At 64.5% G+C, this 16,947-nt stretch carries 15 protein-coding genes; 11 read left to right on the top strand and 4 right to left on the bottom strand.

All coding sequences use genetic code 11. The annotated features are described in order from the left end of the window. The first annotated feature begins 8 nt into the window (after window positions 1-8). Genes VF617_RS13780 through VF617_RS13750 form a run of 7 tightly spaced genes read left to right on the top strand, consistent with a single transcriptional unit; the run spans window position 9 to window position 6,236 of the window. Window positions 9-1,517, top strand: coding sequence for a CoA-acylating methylmalonate-semialdehyde dehydrogenase (locus tag VF617_RS13780; protein WP_331015465.1), 1,509 nt, complete (start codon window positions 9-11; stop codon window positions 1,515-1,517). Window positions 1,518-1,571: 54 nt separating this feature from the next. Continuing rightward, window positions 1,572-2,924, top strand: coding sequence for an MFS transporter (locus tag VF617_RS13775; RefSeq protein WP_331015464.1), 1,353 nt, complete (start codon window positions 1,572-1,574; stop codon window positions 2,922-2,924). A 10-nt stretch (window positions 2,925-2,934) separates the two neighbouring features. Next, window positions 2,935-4,344: an alkaline phosphatase D family protein gene (locus VF617_RS13770; RefSeq protein ID WP_331015463.1), complete on the top strand. Its 1,410-nt coding sequence runs from the start codon at window positions 2,935-2,937 to the stop codon at window positions 4,342-4,344. Further along, window positions 4,344-4,544: a hypothetical protein gene (locus VF617_RS13765; protein WP_331015462.1), complete on the top strand. Its 201-nt coding sequence runs from the start codon at window positions 4,344-4,346 to the stop codon at window positions 4,542-4,544. The genes VF617_RS13770 and VF617_RS13765 overlap by 1 nt, the downstream gene beginning before the upstream one ends. Continuing rightward, complete coding sequence (locus VF617_RS13760; RefSeq protein WP_331015461.1) at window positions 4,541-5,659, top strand: Gfo/Idh/MocA family oxidoreductase; 1,119 nt, start codon at window positions 4,541-4,543, stop codon at window positions 5,657-5,659. The genes VF617_RS13765 and VF617_RS13760 overlap by 4 nt, the downstream gene beginning before the upstream one ends. After that, entirely contained in the window at window positions 5,656-5,802 is a 147-nt protein-coding gene (locus VF617_RS13755) for a hypothetical protein (protein WP_331015460.1), read from the top strand. The genes VF617_RS13760 and VF617_RS13755 overlap by 4 nt, the downstream gene beginning before the upstream one ends. Further along, a complete protein-coding gene (locus VF617_RS13750) occupies window positions 5,763-6,236 on the top strand; it encodes a triose-phosphate isomerase (protein ID WP_331015459.1) in 474 nt (157 codons plus the stop codon). The genes VF617_RS13755 and VF617_RS13750 overlap by 40 nt, the downstream gene beginning before the upstream one ends. A 9-nt stretch (window positions 6,237-6,245) precedes the next feature. Here the strand turns inward: VF617_RS13750 and VF617_RS13745 are convergent, their stop codons facing one another. After that, the gene (locus VF617_RS13745; protein WP_331015458.1) at window positions 6,246-7,031 is read right to left on the bottom strand and encodes an inositol monophosphatase family protein; all 786 of its coding nucleotides are present in this window, start codon (window positions 7,029-7,031) and stop codon (window positions 6,246-6,248) included. 141 nt (window positions 7,032-7,172) lie between these two features. Between VF617_RS13745 and VF617_RS13740 the strand changes: the two genes are divergently transcribed. Then, the gene (locus VF617_RS13740; RefSeq protein WP_331015457.1) at window positions 7,173-9,152 is read left to right on the top strand and encodes a phytase; all 1,980 of its coding nucleotides are present in this window, start codon (window positions 7,173-7,175) and stop codon (window positions 9,150-9,152) included. A 35-nt stretch (window positions 9,153-9,187) separates the two neighbouring features. Here VF617_RS13740 and VF617_RS13735 read toward each other — a convergent pair whose 3' ends face one another. Genes VF617_RS13735 through VF617_RS13725 form a run of 3 tightly spaced genes read right to left on the bottom strand, consistent with a single transcriptional unit; the run spans window position 9,188 to window position 12,041 of the window. Beyond that, entirely contained in the window at window positions 9,188-10,168 is a 981-nt protein-coding gene (locus tag VF617_RS13735; RefSeq protein ID WP_331015456.1) for a substrate-binding domain-containing protein, read from the bottom strand. Then, entirely contained in the window at window positions 10,165-10,977 is an 813-nt protein-coding gene (locus tag VF617_RS13730) for an ATP-binding cassette domain-containing protein (protein ID WP_331015455.1), read from the bottom strand. Before VF617_RS13730 ends, VF617_RS13735 begins: the two co-directional genes overlap by 4 nt. Further along, a complete protein-coding gene (locus tag VF617_RS13725; RefSeq protein ID WP_331015454.1) occupies window positions 10,974-12,041 on the bottom strand; it encodes an ABC transporter permease in 1,068 nt (355 codons plus the stop codon). Before VF617_RS13725 ends, VF617_RS13730 begins: the two co-directional genes overlap by 4 nt. A gap of 322 nt (window positions 12,042-12,363) precedes the next feature. On the opposite strand from VF617_RS13725, the gene VF617_RS13720 reads away from it, so the two are divergent. The 3 genes from VF617_RS13720 to VF617_RS13710 are packed head-to-tail and all read left to right on the top strand — an operon-like array spanning window position 12,364 to window position 16,698. Continuing rightward, complete coding sequence (locus tag VF617_RS13720) at window positions 12,364-13,674, top strand: TolC family protein (protein ID WP_331015453.1); 1,311 nt, start codon at window positions 12,364-12,366, stop codon at window positions 13,672-13,674. After that, window positions 13,671-15,398, top strand: coding sequence for a type I secretion system permease/ATPase (locus VF617_RS13715; protein WP_331015452.1), 1,728 nt, complete (start codon window positions 13,671-13,673; stop codon window positions 15,396-15,398). The genes VF617_RS13720 and VF617_RS13715 overlap by 4 nt, the downstream gene beginning before the upstream one ends. Window position 15,399: 1 nt before the next feature. Continuing rightward, window positions 15,400-16,698 (top strand): HlyD family type I secretion periplasmic adaptor subunit, encoded by a 1,299-nt coding sequence (locus VF617_RS13710; RefSeq protein ID WP_331015451.1) that lies wholly within the window; start codon window positions 15,400-15,402, stop codon window positions 16,696-16,698. The last annotated feature ends 249 nt before the right edge of the window (window positions 16,699-16,947 follow it).

Genomic DNA, 16,947 nt, shown 5'->3' with positions numbered 1-16,947 from the left:
AAGACGAAGTGAGACAGATCGAGCAGTTCATCGCCGGGGGCGCAGCAGGCTCCGCGGGCGGCAGCGTTTCTGAGCGCTTCGGTGACGTGTTCAACCCGAGCACGGGGCAAATCCAGGCGCGGGTGGGCTTCTCGACGGTCGCCGACCTCGACCGGGCGGTGACGAAGGCACAGGCTGCGCAGCCCGCCTGGGCGGCGACCAACCCCCAGCGCCGCGCGCGCGTGATGTTCAATTTCAAGACGCTGCTCGAAGCTAATATGCAAGACCTGGCCGAGCTGCTGGCGAGCGAGCATGGCAAGGTCGTCGCGGACGCCAAGGGCGACATCCAGCGCGGGCTCGAAGTGATCGAGTTCTCGTGTGGCGTGCCGCACGCGCTGAAGGGCGAATACACCACGGGCGCTGGCCCCGGCATCGACGTCTATTCGATGCGCCAGGCCCTGGGCGTGGTGGCGGGCATCACGCCCTTCAACTTCCCGGCGATGATCCCGATGTGGATGTTCGGGCCGGCAATCGCATGCGGCAATGCCTTCATCCTCAAGCCTTCCGAGCGCGATCCTTCAGTGCCGGTGCGGCTGGCGGAGCTGATGCTGGAGGCGGGGCTGCCCGAGGGCATCCTGCAGGTGCTGCACGGCGACAAGGAAATGGTCGATGCGATCCTCGACCATCCCGCCATCGCGGCGGTCAGTTTCGTGGGTTCGTCCGACATCGCGCATTACGTCTACCGCCGCGGTGTGGATGCGGGGAAGCGCGTCCAGGCGATGGGCGGGGCCAAGAACCACGGCATCGTCATGCCCGATGCCGATCTCGACCAGGTGGTGGACGATATCTGCGGCGCGGCGTTTGGTTCGGCGGGCGAGCGCTGCATGGCGCTGCCGGTCGTGGTGCCGGTGGGCGACAAGACCGCCGATGCATTGCGTGAAAAATTGATCCCCGCCATCGCCGCGCTACGCGTAGGCGTCAGCACTGATAGCGACGCGCATTACGGGCCGGTGGTGAACGCCGCGCACAAGCAGCGCGTCGAGAACTGGATCCAGACCGGGGTGGACGAAGGCGCAGAGCTCGTCGTCGATGGCCGCGGCTTCAAGCTCCAGGGGCATGAGGAAGGCTTCTTCATCGGGCCGTCGCTGTTCGACCGAGTCACGACCGACATGGAAAGCTACAAGGAGGAGATTTTCGGCCCGGTCCTCCAGATCGTCCGCGCGCCTGATTTCGAGACCGCGCTGCGGCTTCCCAGCGAGCACCAGTACGGCAACGGCGTCGCGATCTTCACCCGCAACGGCCACGCCGCGCGCGAGTTCGCCGCGCGGGTGAATGTCGGCATGGTCGGCATCAACGTGCCGATCCCGGTGCCGGTGGCGTACCATTCGTTCGGCGGCTGGAAGCGCTCGGGCTTCGGCGATCACAATCAATACGGCATGGAGGGCGTCCGTTTCTGGACCAAGATGAAGACGATCACCCAGCGTTGGCCGGACGGCGGCGCGGGGGACAGCGCCTTCATCATCCCGACCATGGGGTGACACGCGTCGCTACGTAACATGCTCGCAAGACGCAAAGCGTCAGGGAGAGGCAAGATGCTCAAGGCTTTCGCGACGGGACCGGACCTTCCGCTACGCACCGATATCGACGTGGACTCGGTGTACCGCCGGCACCGCATGAGCATCATCATCGCGATCACGGCGGGCTATGCGGTCAGCTATATGTGCCGGCTTGCGATCAATGTGGTGAAGAAGCCGCTGATCGACGGCGGGATCTTCACGCCCGAGGACCTCGGCAATATCGGCTCGGCGCTGTTCTACTCCTACGCTGCCGGCAAGCTGATCAACGGTTTCGTCGCGGACCACGCCAATGTGCGCAGGTTCATGGCGATCGGGCTGGTGATGTCGGCGCTCTGCAACATCGTGATGGGCTTCTCGACCACCGTGGCGGTGGCGACGATCGTCTGGGGCCTCAACGGCTGGTTCCAGAGCTATGGCGCGCCGGCCTCTGTGGTGGCGCTCGCCAGCTGGTTCTCGAACAAGGAACGCGGGCGCTATTACGGCATCTGGTCCACGGCCCATTCGATAGGGGAAGGGCTTACCTTCCTGGTGACTGCCTCGCTGGTGGCGACGCTTGGCTGGCATTGGGGCTTTTGGGGGCCGGGGATCGCAACGATGGTTGCCGCCGTCGCCACCTATTTCGCGATGGCTGACCGCCCGCGCACGATGGGGCTTCCGGCGGTCGCCGACTGGAAGGGCGACCGCTACGAACCGACCGACGCGGAGGCAGCGGCACTTGCTGCGAAGCCGCCCAAGGGTGTTTTCGTGACTCAGCTCGGCATCACCAAGATTCCGGCGGTGTGGATCGTCGCGGTCTCGAGCGCGCTGGTTTATGTCACGCGCTATGCGATCAACAGCTGGGGCATCCTCTATCTCCAGGAAGTCCGCGGCTATTCGCTGGTGCAGGCGGGCTCGATGCTGACGATCAGCACGCTGGCGGGAATAGCCGGCGCGGTGGCGTTCGGCTTCATCTCCGACAAGTTCTTCGCGGCAAGACGTCCCCCGGCCAATCTGCTCTTCGGCATAATCGAGATCATCGGGCTGGTGCTGCTTTTCTACGGCCCTACGGGCGTGCTCTGGACGAGCCTTTCGATGCTGCTGTTCGGGCTGGGCATGACCGGCCTCGTCACCTCGGTCGGCGGACTGTTCGCGATCGACATCTGCCCCAAGCGTGTCGCGGGCGCGGCGCTCGGGATGGTCGGGGTGTTCAGCTATATCGGCGCGGGCATCCAGGAGAATATCTCCGGAAAGCTGATCACCGCAGGCATGACCAAAGTGAACGGGGTGAATCACTACGACTTCAGTACCGTCATCCTGTTCTGGATCGGCGCGTCAGTGGTGTCGCTGTTGCTCGCTTCCACCCTCTGGAACACGCGCTTGCGCGACTGAAGGAAATCCCATGAACCGTCGTAAATTCCTGTGGGGCGCAAGCACCCTGACGCTACTCGCTGGCCTGCCAGCCCGCGTACTGGCGGCAATCGCGCCGGGCTATCCGCGACTGCTTGAGGGGCCCATGATCGGGGCTTCGACAACCAGCGGTTTCACGGTGTGGAGCCGGGCGAGCGGCACGTTCGGCGTCGCGGTCGAATATGCCAGCGACCGGACGTTCAGCGATGCGAAGACCACGCCGATCACCCAGGCGAGCGAAGCCGACGATCATGTGACCCAGATTCCCATCGGGGGCCTGAAGCCCGACACGACCTATTATTATCGGATCAAGACTGATGGAATCGCCGACCGCAATCAGCCGATCCCGTTCAAGACGCGCACCGCGCCGGCGGGCAAGCGCCCGATCCGCATCGCCTTCGGATCCTGCGCGCGGGTGCAGATCGATCAGCACCAGCCGGTATGGGACGCGATCGCCGCGATGGAGCCCGACCTGTTCCTGTGGCTCGGCGACAATATCTATGCCGACAGCGACGCCGAGGCTGCGTTCACCGACAATTATGCACGCCAGCGCGCCGTTTCCAGCCTCCAGCCGCTGCTCCGCTCCGTGCCGCAATTGGCGACATGGGACGATCACGATTTCGGCTATAACGATTCGGACGGCGCCAATCCGGTCAAGCCGATGACGCTCAAGCTGTTCAAGCGCTGGTGGGCTAATCCATCGGCTGGGACGGCCGATACGCCGGGCACCTTCTTCCGCCACAGCTTTGGCCCGATTGACATCTTCATGCTCGACGGACGCTATCACCGCGACAGCCCGAACGCACCCGACGGTCCTGCCAAGACCATGCTGGGCGCTGGGCAGAAAGCCTGGCTCAAGCGCGAGCTCAAGGCGTCGAAGGCAGTGTTCAAGCTGCTCGTCTCGGGCACCGGCTGGTCTAAAGCCGAACGGCCAGGCGATAGCTGGGCGATGTATCTCGACGAGCGCAACGAACTGCTCGACTTCATCCGCGACAACGAGGTCTCCGGCTGCCTCGGCATTTCGGGCGACGTGCATATGGGCGAGGCCAATTGCGTGCCGTGGAGCGAGAAGGGCGGCTACGACTTCTACGATCTGGTCAGCTCGGGGCTCGCGCAATTGCTCAGCCCCAAGTTCATCGATCAGGCCCCCGAAGTGCGTCTGCGCGCGCCTTGGGTTGGCAGCGCCAATTTCGGCGTGCTCGATTTCAGCTTCGCGCCCGAGCCCAAGGTCGAGATGACCGTGCACAACGTGATCGGCTCGCCGGTCTGGGACCCCGTCGTCGTGAAGGGCGCCGATCTGGTGAACGGCCGGTCGAGCTGGAAGACGGCGATCGATCCCAAGGAAATGAAGCGCCGGGACCGCGTGGGGGCCGGGGGCAGTTACTATGGAGTGGAGAAATAATGCGTTTCGAAATGGTCGCGATTCCGCCCGAGGAGTTTGAGGCGATGAAGGCGCGGCTGCCCAAGGCGACCTCCGAAGGATTGTTCGACACCTACCGGATCAGCCAGAACACCTGGTATAAATTGCGCGACGGGCTGCCCGTGAAGCGCAAGACGATCGAGCAGCTGCGCGCGCGCTACGCGCAAGTCGCCGGAGAATGAGCAAGCGTCCGCTCCGGGTCGCGCTGATCGGCTCGGGCTTTATGGGCCGCGCGCATGCGATGGCGTTCGCGGCGGTGGGGCGGACCTTCGACCTCGCGGTAGAGCCCGTGCTCGAGATCCAGGCGGACCGCGATGCGGAGACCGCCGCCAAGGCGGCGGCGCAATTCGGCTTTGCGCGCTCGACCGGCGATTGGCGCGAGGCAGTGGCCGATCCCGCAGTCGATCTGGTCGCGATCGCCACGCCCAATCTGCTCCACGCCCCCATCGCGCTCGCGGCACTGGCGGCGGGCAAGCCGGTCTATTGCGAGAAGCCGCTTGCCGCGACGCTGGCCGAGTCGCAGGCGATGGCGGATGCCGCTACGGCCTCGGGTCTGCCGACCGCGGTGGGCTTCACCTATCTTTACAATCCGATGATTGCCGTCGCGCGCGACCTGATCTCCTCGGGCGAGATCGGCGAAGTCACTGCATTTCGCGGCATCCACGCCGAGGACTTCATGGCCTCGGCCGTTGCACCCTTCAACTGGCGCTGCGAGCCCGAGCAGGCGGGCGGAGCGCTCGCCGATATCGGCAGCCACATCATCGCGATGGCGCGGCATCTGCTCGGCGAGATCGCCGAGGTTTCGGGCACGCTCCACACTGCGCACCCGATGCGCCGCACCCCCGACGGGGTCGAGCGGGTGGTGCGCGTCGACGACCAGATGGACGCGCTCGTCCGCTTTGCCAACGGCGCCACCGGAACGCTCTCGGCCAGCTGGATCGCGACTGGGCGCAAGATGGGGCTGGGCTTCGAAGTGAGCGGCACAAAGGGATCGATCGTCTTCAGCCAGGAGCGCTTCAACGAGCTCCAGCTGTATCGCGCTGGGCCGGGAATCAACAATGGCTTCACCACGATTATGGCAGGGCCCGGGCACGGCGCCTATGGCGGCTTCTGCCCGGCGCCGGGGCACCAGATCGGCTATAACGACCTGAAGACGATCGAAGTGAAGGCGGTGATCGACGCGGTGCTCGGCGACTCGTCCAACGCCAAGGATTTCGCCGACGCGCTGCGTGTCGAGCAGGCCGCGGACGCCATCCGTACTTCGCACCGCGAGGCACGCTGGGTCGCGCTTGCGTGACGCGCCGCCGCCTGCTCGCGGGTAATTGGAAGATGAACGGCAGCCGTGGCGCGCTGCGCGAGGTGGTGGCGATCGACGCGGGTACGGCGGAGCTCAATGGGTATTGCTGGGGCACAGCGAATGCCGCCGCGATGCGCGGCTGAGCCACGCGGATATCGCATGCAAGGCTGCCGCGGCTGTGCCGCTGCTCCAGGTGATGGTATGCGTGGGCGAAGCGTGGCGGGGCGCTTCACAAAACGAGATCGCCAAGCAGCTTCGCGCCTCGCTACGCGATGACCTGGATCCCGCCCGCCTCTCGGTCGCCTACGAACCGGTCTGGGCGATCGGCACCGGAGATACGCCGCTTCCGGCGGAGATCGACGCGATGCATCGCCGGCTGCGAGATGTGCTGACGGCGCGTTTCGGCGGTGCCGGCGAGCAGGTCCGCATTCTGTATGGCGGATCGGTCAGCGCAGGGAATGCACGCGAGATCATCGCGCTCAGCCATGTCGATGGGTTGCTGGTCGGCGGGGCTAGCCTTGCCGCGACGACCTTTCTGCCAATAGCCGAAGCAATGGCCGAGGCCGCGATCGCCTGAGGCGCCCGCTCAGATTCGCGCAAGCGCTTCGAGCACGTCCTTCTGGATCGTCGGCGTGACGGCGAGCACCGTGCCGCCCATCAGGTCTAGCTCACCGCCCAAGGTATTGGTGACGAGTCCGCCGGCCTCGCGGACGATGACGACGCCCGCGGCCATATCCCAGGCGCTGACGCTCTGCTCCCAATAGGCATCGTGCCGCCCGCATGCCACCCAAGCCATATCGATCGCGCCCGCGCCCAGGCGGCGGATGCCCGTCACGCGTTCGGTGAGGCGCTGCATCTCCGCATGGAATTGGCCGTGACCGGGCTTGGTCGCGAAGGGGATGCCGACGCCCAGCACTGATTCGCCCAGCGTCGCGCGCGAGGATATCCGGATGAGCTTGTCGTTGAGCCACGCGCCCTGGCCCAGCTCCGCCCAAAACAATTCGTCCAGCAGGGGTACGAAGGTGACGCCAGCGATCGGCACGCCATCGCGCGCCAGGCCCATATTGACCGCGAACAGCGGCGATCCGGTAAGGAAATTGGTTGTCCCGTCGAGCGGATCGACGATCCACACATGCGAAGGATCGCTGCCCGGTTGGAGCCCCCCTTCTTCGCCGAGAAAGCCGTAGGTCGGCGCATAGGCCATCAGCGCGGCCTTGATCGTCTCCTCGGCGCGGACATCGGCCTCGCTGAACATGTCGGCGACGCCGGCCTTGTTCTGGATGGTTAGCGAAGCGATCCGGCCCTGGTCTTCGACCAGTCCTTCACCGGCTTGGCGGGCGGCGGCGATCATCGCCGATATCAGGGGAGACATGGTCATTCCTCATGAATATACATTCCGAACACACGTCAAATGGAAAATATTTTCTGGTTCGATTGCGTTTGTGGGCTAAATGTCAGGTTCGCGCGGCTAACAGCAAGGCCAGACAGCGAGCGGACCGATGGGGAGAGTGATATGACGAAGCGACTGCGGATTTCTTTGGCAGCGAGCCTGCTGTGCGGAGCCGCGCCCTGCGCCTATGCCCAGACCGCGCCGGTGCCAAGCGTTCCCGCCAACGCCGAGACCGCGGCGACGCTGGGATCGGGCGCGGACGGCGCGGTGCTGATCGGAGGGGCTGCCGGCAATTTCATCCTGGCGGGCGCCGAATCGGGCGGCATCGACGTGTTCGACATGAGCGGCAAGCGGCTCGCTTCGCACGCGGTGGGCAATATCCGCGCACTCGACAAGCGCGGCGATCTGGTGGTTGCGCTCGATGGCCCGAAGAACCTGCCGGTGCTGTTCCGCGCCAGTGCGGGCGGCGCGCTCACTCCCCTCGCATTGAGCGGCGTGACGCCGCAGATGACGGTCGCCGGCCTCTGCCTCGCGCGCAGCCACCGCGACGATACGCTCTATTTGTTCCTGCTCGGCGACGGAGGGGCTATCGAGCAATGGTCGCTATATGATGGCGCATCGCGCGGGATGGAGGCGCGGCTCGCACGCCGCATGGCGCTGGGATCGGAAACTGGATATTGCGCGGCCGACGACCGGGGATCGGTCTATGTCTCGCAGGAGGCCGTCGGCGTCTGGCGCTTCGCGGTCGAGCCTGAGGCCGAAATCAAGCCCGAGATCGTCGATATCGTCCGCCTCGGCCACATCACCGAGGAAGCCAAGGGCGTCGCGATCGCCGAAGACGGCCGGCTAGTGGTCTCCGACGCTTCGGCCAACCGGCTCAATTTCTACGATCCGCAGGCTGATCATGCCTATCTCGGATCGCTCGCTATTGGCGGCGGCGCGATCGACGGGGTCGAGGGTGCGGGTAGCCTCACCGTTGCGGGCGGCATGCTGATTGCCGCGGACGACGACAATGCGCCGCAAAACGCCAATTTCAAGATCGTGCCCTGGGCGGCTTTGCTCGATGCCGCGAAGCTGCCGGCCCGCGCCGCGCCGCCCGCCCCGCCGCGCATGCCGATCGTGCTGCCCTCGGCCGAGACCGCGCCCGTCGAGACCGGCGGCGACGCGGCAGACGATCCCGCAATCTGGATCGATGCGAAGGACCCGTCGCGCAGCGTGATCATTGCCACGCAGAAGCAATCGGGCCTTTATGTCTATGATCTCTCGGGCAAGGTGCTTCAGTTCCTGCCGGACGGCCGGATGAACAATGTCGATCTGCGCGAAGGCTTCAAGCTGGGTGGCAAGGCCGTCACCCTGGTCACCTCGAGCAACCGCACCAAGCGCAGCATCTCGATCTATGCGTTCGACCCCGCCACGCGCCGTCTCACCGATGTAGCGGACGGCATACAGACAACCGGGTTCGACGATCCCTATGGCCTGTGCATGTACCGCAGCGCGCGCACGGGGAAGCACTATGTCTTCGTCAACCAGGGCGATGGCGCGATGCGGCAATGGGAGTTGGTGGCGACGCCAGCGGGGAAGGTCCGGGTCAAGCTGGTGCGCGACATGCCCTTTGCCAGTCAGGTCGAAGGCTGCGTCGCGGATGACGAGACCGGGATGCTCTATGTCGGTGAGGAGGATGTCGGCATTTGGCGGCAGGGCGCGGAGCCCGCTGGCGGCCCCGCGCGCACGATGCTGGCGGCGGTCAAGGACAACCCCGCGCTGAAGGACGACATGGAGGGCATGGGCCTCTATAAGCTCGGCGCCAAGCGCGGCTATCTGATCGTCTCGAGCCAGGGCAATGACAGCTATGCCGTGTTCCGGCGCGAAGGCGATAATGCCTATGTCGGTTCGTTCCAGGTCGGCGCGAATGCGGGGGAAGGGATTGACGGCATCTCAGAAACCGATGGGTTGGAGGTTACCAGTGCCTCCGCAGGCGGGATGTACGCCAACGGCTTGATGGTTGCGCAGGACGGCCGGAACGTCTCTCCGCCCGAGCATCAGAACTTCAAGCTGGTGCCATGGGAGCGCGTCGCAAAGGCTCTGAAGCTGGAGACTCGCTGACTTGGCGATAGAGGAAAAGCTCCCGAGCCGGGCCGCTAGTGCTTGGCGCGAGCGGCGGCGGAGCCCAATTTATCAACGTTGGACCGATCGACGAAGAACGGGCCGGTAAGCACCGGCTTGCCTCCCCCGATGATGTTCCCCGTCCGGTGCTGCAAGGACAAGGCCGTGACGGCCATATAGCCCTGCAAGAAAGGCTGTTGGTCGATGGCCCATTCCAGAGATCCGTTTCGGATCATTGCTGGAATCTGCTCGTTGAGATCGAAAGTCGCTACTTTCGCCTTGCTGCCGAGGTCCCGCACCGAATCGCGGGCGGTCACCGCGAAGGGAGCGCCGAGCGTCACCACGAGATCGATGGACGGATCTTGTTTCAGCTTGGCGGCGATTGTCGATCGGACGGATGGCATGTCGGTGCCCATGACATAGACTTTTTCAAAGCGGCCAGGCGTGAACCCGCGGCTCAGTCCATCGCATCGCGCTTCGAGGGCCACATGGCCCTGCTCGTGGGCCACGCACAAAACGTGTTTCGCCCCGTCCTTTGCAGCCCGTTGGCCTGCCGCTTCGCCCGCTGTGCCATCATCGGAGCCGAAGTATGAGGTTACGCCAAGCGGCTGCCATGCGTCGATGCCGGCATTGAGCGCGACGACCGGCGTACCCCGCTCGACCGCCAGCCGAACAGCTGGTGCCATTGCCGAGGGTTTGGCAAGCGTGATGGCGATGGCGTCGATCTTGGAGTCGAGCGCGTTTTGCACCAGCGTCACCTGCGCTCCCCCATCGGGATCGCCGACATAGCGCAGCGATACGTTATTGCTGGCTGCTGCCGCCTCGGCTCCGAGCCGGACGAGATCCCAGAACGTATCGCCGGGCGCCGCATGCGTTATCAGGGCCACCGTCATTGGAGCGGCTTTCTGGTCGGCCTGCTCAGCGCCGGCTTTACCCCCTTTCGAACTACACCCCGCAAGAAGGGCCAGTGCACCGGCGAGCGTAAGCAGTTTTGCGTGCGACAATCGCTTGGTCATCTGTCGTCCTTCCCGGTCGCCTCGGTCTCGGGCGTTCGAATGGTGAGTTCATGCGAGAGCATTTCCAGTTCCGCGCCGCCAGCCATGCGGCGCGTAAGATCGTCCACGGCGATCTGACTCCGATCAAAGAAGCCCTGACTTTGTCCCCGTTGCAGAAGCAGGAACTGGTCGCCCACGGCATAGGCGTGATGCGGGTTGTGGGTGATGAATATTACGGCAACGCCGCGTTCCCTGGCGGCCCGAATATGACGCAGCACGACACCGGCCTGCTTAACGCCAAGCGCCGCCGTGGGCTCGTCTAGAATCAGGATCCGGGCGCCGAAGTATATTGCCCTGCCGATAGCGACGCATTGCCGCTGCCCACCCGAAAGACCGCTGATCGGCCGATCGACATCATTCAAGGCGATCCCCATCCCTGCAAGTTCTTCGCGCGCGATCCGCCGCATCGCGGCGATGTGCATGCGGGCGAAAAGCCCTTTGCCGGTACGCAGCTCCTTACCGAGAAAGAAGTTCGCCCACACCGGCATCAATGGCGCGATGGCGAGATCCTGATGCACGGTGGCAATGCCGCGCGCGATCGCATCTCTGGGAGACCCGAGTGAAACCGGCTTGCCATCGAGCTCGAATACACCCCCGTCGGGACTGTGGATGCCCGAGATGATTTTGATCAGTGTCGACTTGCCGGCGCCATTATCGCCGAGCACGCAAACCACCGCACCGGATGCGACTGCGAAGTCGATACCGCTCAGCGCTGTAACGGCACCGTAACGCTTGCCGATCCCCGTCAGCTTCATCAGCATTCGCGTCATATGCGATCCGCCCGCCAGCGCTGGACGCGCGTGTTGATCAAGATCACCGAAAGTAGCAGCGCGCCGACGAAAAACTTGAACCAGTCGGGATTCCAGCCAGCATAAATGATCCCCTGTGTCGTCATTCCGAAGATGAGCGCCCCGAGCACCGCGCCGACAGCAGATCCCTGGCCACCACTGAGCAGGCAGCCCCCCACCACGGCGGCGATGATATAGTAGAACTCCTTCCCGACGCCTTCGCCGGACTGCACGGTGTCGAAGGCCATCAATTGATGGATGCCAACAAACCAAGACGCAAAGCCGACGGCCATGAACAGCAGTATCTTCACGTGACGGACCGGAATGCCGACCGCTCGCGCGCTCGCCGGCGCACCCCCAACCGCGAATATCCAGTTGCCGTATATGGAGCGCCGCAGGACCCAGCTCGCTAGCAGCGCGAACGCCAGCCACCAGATCACCGTTATCCGAATGGTGATGCCAGCTATTTCGAAGCTTGAAGCGAAGACTGCCCGCGCACTTGCGAAGCCATCCATGTCGGCGATGGATCGGGTGGCCACGCTGCCGGTGACATATCTGGTCAGAGCAAGATTCAGTCCTCCCAGCATGAAGAAGCTTCCAAGCGTTACCAGAAAGCTTGGAATACCGGTTCGGACGACCATCCATCCGTTGAGCGCTCCGATGCCGAGCGCCACGGCAAGCGAGACTGCGATGCCTAGCCAGACGTTCGCCGTGAGCTCGTAGCTCAGCATCGACGCTAGCAGAGCCGCGCTGATTACACCGACCCCCGCGGACAGGTCGAATTCGCCACCGATCATCAGCAACGCCACTGCAATCGCCGGGATGCCGTAAATCGAGCTGACATAAAGCACGGTAGACAGCGATTCCAAATCGCGGAACGGAGGCGCTGCCAGAAAGAAGAACAGATAGACCAGTATTGCTCCCGCCAGCGCTCCCGCTTCGGGGGATATATTCCGCGCGAAATCCTTGCCCGTCAGTGCCCGAGTGAGGCCGAAGGGGGGCGGTAAGCGCTCCAGCGTGTCGTGTTCAACGCCAGTGTCAGACATTCCCCACTCCTAATTTTATCTGCTGGCGTCCTGAATGAGGTGTAACACGTTCATTCGATCTGCCGTCAATCTGGAATTTTCCATCCAGGAAGTTGAACCCTGTTTCTATCGGCGCCGCCGCTCACCCAATGCGCGCACGCGGATTTTGTGAAATTTTTTCAGTGACGTGCCGGGTGCGCTCGCGTACGGGCCATGCCTTATTGGGGGGGTTGGCGCTATTCTGTTCGCGTTTCTGCTTGCCGTCGGTCAGGATGCCGCGGCGCATTCGCAAGCCGCTCCGACCAGTCCCCCGGCAGACCTGCCGGTTGCGGAAGCGCGTCCCATGGATATCGATTTCGATCGCGACCCCGTGCTCGCGCTGCGCCGCCGCCAGACGGACCGCGAGAGCTTTCGCGCCGTAATGGAAGCTGCGATCGACCGGCATCCCGCCTTGCTCGAGTCAGAGGCACTGAAAGATGTCGCCGAAGTTCGCGTGCGTCAGGAGCAAAGCGGACGCCTTCCCAGCCTGGATGCGTCGGTTTCGAGCTATCGCGTGCTCTCACGCGACTTTTCCAACGATCCGAGCAACATCATCGAGCGTTCGCGCCCCCGGCAGCGCACCGATGCGCAATTGTCGCTTTCGCAGACCGTGCTGGACTTCGGCGCAACGGAAAAGCGGATCGAGGCTGCCAAGGACCGACGCCGCGCCGCATCCGCCGATTCCGATGGGATCGCAGAGCGCGTGGCGCTCGCGACGGTTTCCGCCTGGTACGAATTGTTCGGGATGCGTGCGCTTGTCGGGCTGGCCACGGCGTTCGGCGAGAGCCAGCGCGACTTGCGCCATGGGGTCGAGCAGCGCATTCGCGAAGGCGCATCGGCGGAAAGCGATCTGGCGCGCGTCGACAGCTATATCGCCAATGCGGACCGCCAGATCGCCGGATTCCGCCGCGCAATGGCCAATGCCGAAGCGCGGTTTCGCGAACTGACAGGGGCCGAGCCTCCCGAAAAGCTCGATCGCGCGCCCGTACCGGCGATGACGCTTGGCGATCGCGCATCGGCCGCAGACGCGGGAAGGGCAGCGCCAGAGGTTCGCAGCGCCGAGGCGAGCGCACAGGCAGCGCGGGGCGATGCCGGCGCCGTCAGGGCCAGCAAGCTTCCCAACGTTTCCGCGGGTATCGATGCCGGGCGCTATGGAGTGATCGAGAACGACCGCGATTACGACGTGCGCTTCCGCGTGACGCTTCGCCAGCGGCTGTTTGGCGGCACCGATCCCAGGACCGGCGAATATGCCGCCCGCGTGCGCGCCGCCGATGCCCGCTTCCAGCGCGTCCGTGAGGAATCGGCGCGCGATGCAGCGATCGCCTGGTCGGACGTGCAGGCGCTCGAACAGCAGCTTGCCGCGCTTGAGAGCGCCTATATCGCTTCGCGGCGCTCGCGCGACGTCATCGCCGAGCGGTTCCGCCTCGCGCGCGGATCCCTTCTCGATGTGCTTGGAGCGCAGGACGCTTATTTCGCCAGCGCCGCCGCGTATATTCAAGGGCTGACCGAGTTGGACGCCGCCCGTTACGTGCTGCTCGCGCGCACCGGCCGGTTGTCGCGTGAACTCGGCGTCGATCCCGAAGCCAAGGCCGAAGCCAAGGATAGCGTTCGATGAGCGAAGAGCATGTCGCTGTCCCCAAGCCCCGCTTCGCGGCCTGGCTCGCGGAGCCGATGAAGCGCAACAGCGCGACCTATTGGAAAGTCGCGCTAGCGGCGGTGTTCATCAATATCTTCAACCTGCTCACTTCGATCTTCTCGATGGTGGTCTATGACAGGGTAGTTCCGAACAATGCGATCAGTTCGCTGGTGGGCCTGTCGGTCGGCCTGGCGCTGATCATCGTCTTCGATTTCATCCTCAAGATGCTGCGCGCCTATTTCGTCGATCTGGCCGGCGCGGATATCGACCAGAATGTAGGCGAGCACGTCTTCGCGCGCCTGGTGGCGATGCGGTTGGAGCTCAAGCAGGGATCGACAGGATCACTGTCCAGCCTGATGCGCGAACTCGAAGGACTCCGGGAATTCTTCGCCTCCGCCACGCTGGTGGCGATCGTGGATGTGCCTTTCATCTTCCTGACCCTGATCGTGATCGCACTGATCGGTGGGCCGCTCGTGCTCGTCCCCGCAGTGCTTGCCGTGCTGGTGGTCATCGTGGGCGTCGTCACGCAGCCCGCGATCGAGCGGCTTTCGGCGCGGACGATGGGGCAGGGGATGGCCAAGCAATCGGTGCTGGTCGAGACCATCGGCAGCCTGGAAGTGGTCAAGGCCAGCGGCGCCGGACCGCTGCTCAAGCGGCGCTGGCGCGATGCAGTCAGCCAGCAATCCGAAAGCTCGATGCGCCAGCGGCTCATCGCCTCCATCGGCATGACCTTCGCTGGAACCGCGGGAACGCTCTCTTATGCCGGCGTGATCGTGGCGGGCGTGTTCCAGATCGCGGCGGGGGACCTTACGACGGGTGGATTGATCGCCTGCTCGATCCTCGCCAGCCGTGCGATCGCGCCGCTGGGCCAGATCACCCAATTGCTCACGCGCCTCACGGGAACCCGCACCGCTTATCGCCAGCTCGACGCGCTGATGCAGCAGCCGGTGGAGGGGCCGGAGAAAGATGGCCTCAAGCTCGCCAGGCCCGAAGGCAAGATCGAGTTCCGCAATGTCAGCTTCCGCTATCCGGGGGGCGCGGAAAAGGTGTTGGAAGCCATCAACTTCACGATCAAGCCCGGCGAGCACGTTGCGCTGCTAGGCCGGGTCGGATCGGGCAAGTCATCCTGTGCGCGGCTGATGCTCGGCCTGTTTCCGCCCGAGGATGGGCTCGTGATGATCGACGGCATCGATATCCGCCAGTTCGACCCCGAAAGCCTTCGCGGCGCAATGGGCGCGGCGATGCAGGACAGCGCCTTGCTCACCGGCACGGTGCGCGAGAATATCTCGCTTGGCCGCGAGGGAGTGGATGACGAGGAAGTGTTCCGCGTGGCTCAGGTCTCGGGCCTGCATCAATATCTTGGCCAGATAGCCAACGGATATGATTTGCGGCTTGCCGACCGCGGCGAGGGATTGTCGGGCGGTCAGCGCCAGTCGATCGCCATCGCCCGCGCGCTCGCCGGCAGCCCCAGGATAGTGCTGCTGGACGAACCCTCGAGCGCGATGGACCAGCAGACCGAAGCGATGCTGATCCAGCAGCTCCAGGAAGAATTGAAGGGACGCACGCTCGTGCTCATCACGCATCGACCGCAGCTCGTGCAACTCGTCGAGCGCATCATCCTGCTCGACAAGGGCCGGGTGGTCGCCGACGGCCCGCGCGACCAGATCATGGCGCAACTCCAGCGCCCGCGCGCGGTGGCCTGACATGGAGCATGCCAGCCTCGAGGAGCTTTCGGGCCGCATCAAAGCGAGCACCGCTTCGAACGTGCTGCTGTGGACGATCATCGTCTTTGTCGTGCTGTTCTTCCTCTGGGCGGGGCTGACCAAGATCGACCGCACCGTGCGGGCGACGGGACGGGTGATGCCCAGCGCGCAGTTGCAGATCGTCTCGAACCTCGAAGGCGGGATCGTTCAGGACATATTGGTGCGGGCGGGCCAGACGGTGGCGCGCGGTGACGAACTCATCCGGCTGGACTCGACTCAGTCGGGCGCGGAGCTGGGAAGCGGCGAAGCCACCACCGGCGCGCTCGGCGCGAAGATCGCCAGGTTGACCGCGGAGGTCACCGGCCGCGAGCCCGTCTATCCGGCTCGGCCCGATCCGGCAGGGCAAGTTGCGATCGAACGCGCGCTTCATGCCTCGCGGATGAACGAGCTGGCGCGAATGACCGAGGCCGCCAATGCGCGCGTGCGCCAGGCCGAGCGGGCAGTGGCGGAGGCGAGCGCGAATTATCAGGGGCGCGTGGCCCTGCGCGATTCCAAGATGGCGCAGCTCCGCACGATCCGATCGCTGGTCGAGCGTGGGATCGAGCCGCGGCTGAGCCTGGTGCAAGTGGAGGGTGAGGCCGCAGGCGCACGCAGCGACGCCGCTTCCGCCGCGGAAGGGATCGGCCGCGCGCGTGCGCAGGTCGCCGAGGCGCGCGCACAGATGGCGGTGTCGCGGCAGGAATGGCGCGCGCGCGCTGCGGATGAGCTGGCGACCGCGCAGGCGGAGCTTTCGGCGCGCAGCCAGGCGCTCCCGGCGTTGAGCAAGCGAGTGGAGCGAACGGTCGTCCGCTCGCCGATGGCCGGGCGAGTCAATCGCGTGCTCGTGGCCACGCGCGGCGGCAGCGTCCAGCCGGGCCAGCCGCTCGTCGAGATCGTGCCGGACGACAAGAGCCTGCTCGTCGAAGTGCACGTCCGGCCGCAGGATATCGCCGCGGTCCGCATGGGCCAGAGCGCCACGGTGGCGATCACCGCATATGATCGCTCGATCTATGGCACGATCGAAGGCGCGGTTACGCAGATTTCGCCCGACTCGGTTACGCAGGAAAAGACCGGCGAAAGCTATTATATCGTGCAGGTGCGGACCAGCTCGAACGGCCTGCGAATGGCGGACGGCACCATACGCCCGATCACCTCGGGCATGGGGGCGGAAGTGGATTTACGCGGGGAGAAGCGGACCGTGCTCGCTTATATCCTGACTCCGATCACCCGGCTAGGCGAGACCGCGTTTCGCGAGCACTGATCTCCATTTTGCGCGGCTTGCAGGGGCCGAGGCGCGCGTCCCGTTTTGAGACCGGGCCGATCGTAACAACTTCGCATAACCAGTTCTTTTCTGGACAGTAACGAACTCGTTGCCGATTGCTGGGCCGCGCCGATTTCGCGATCTGGCGGGCGCATTTACCCTTTTTGCACGGGAGACGGAAACAAGTCCGCAATTTAATAGCAATATAATGCGGCCTACGCTTTCGCCCATTATAAGAAAAATATACAG

Origin of the sequence: Sphingomonas sp., assembly GCF_036388215.1 — a bacterium.
Lineage (GTDB): Bacteria > Pseudomonadota > Alphaproteobacteria > Sphingomonadales > Sphingomonadaceae > Sphingomonas.
This window is presented reverse-complemented; position numbering and strand designations above follow the sequence as displayed.

Bases quoted from the DNA above. Each gene is read 5' to 3' on its own strand.
- VF617_RS13775 (WP_331015464.1), top strand. From the start codon at position 1,572: ATGCTCAAGGCTTTCGCGACGGGACCGGACCTTCCGCTACGCACCGAT.
- VF617_RS13770 (WP_331015463.1), top strand. From the start codon at position 2,935: ATGAACCGTCGTAAATTCCTGTGGGGCGCAAGCACCCTGACGCTACTC.
- VF617_RS13765 (WP_331015462.1), top strand. From the start codon at position 4,344: ATGCGTTTCGAAATGGTCGCGATTCCGCCCGAGGAGTTTGAGGCGATG.
- VF617_RS13760 (WP_331015461.1), top strand. From the start codon at position 4,541: ATGAGCAAGCGTCCGCTCCGGGTCGCGCTGATCGGCTCGGGCTTTATG.
- VF617_RS13745 (WP_331015458.1), bottom strand. From the start codon at position 7,031: ATGTCTCCCCTGATATCGGCGATGATCGCCGCCGCCCGCCAAGCCGGT.
- VF617_RS13740 (WP_331015457.1), top strand. From the start codon at position 7,173: ATGACGAAGCGACTGCGGATTTCTTTGGCAGCGAGCCTGCTGTGCGGA.
- VF617_RS13735 (WP_331015456.1), bottom strand. From the start codon at position 10,168: ATGACCAAGCGATTGTCGCACGCAAAACTGCTTACGCTCGCCGGTGCA.
- VF617_RS13730 (WP_331015455.1), bottom strand. From the start codon at position 10,977: ATGACGCGAATGCTGATGAAGCTGACGGGGATCGGCAAGCGTTACGGT.
- VF617_RS13725 (WP_331015454.1), bottom strand. From the start codon at position 12,041: ATGTCTGACACTGGCGTTGAACACGACACGCTGGAGCGCTTACCGCCC.
- VF617_RS13720 (WP_331015453.1), top strand. From the start codon at position 12,364: ATGGATATCGATTTCGATCGCGACCCCGTGCTCGCGCTGCGCCGCCGC.
- VF617_RS13715 (WP_331015452.1), top strand. From the start codon at position 13,671: ATGAGCGAAGAGCATGTCGCTGTCCCCAAGCCCCGCTTCGCGGCCTGG.
- VF617_RS13710 (WP_331015451.1), top strand. From the start codon at position 15,400: ATGGAGCATGCCAGCCTCGAGGAGCTTTCGGGCCGCATCAAAGCGAGC.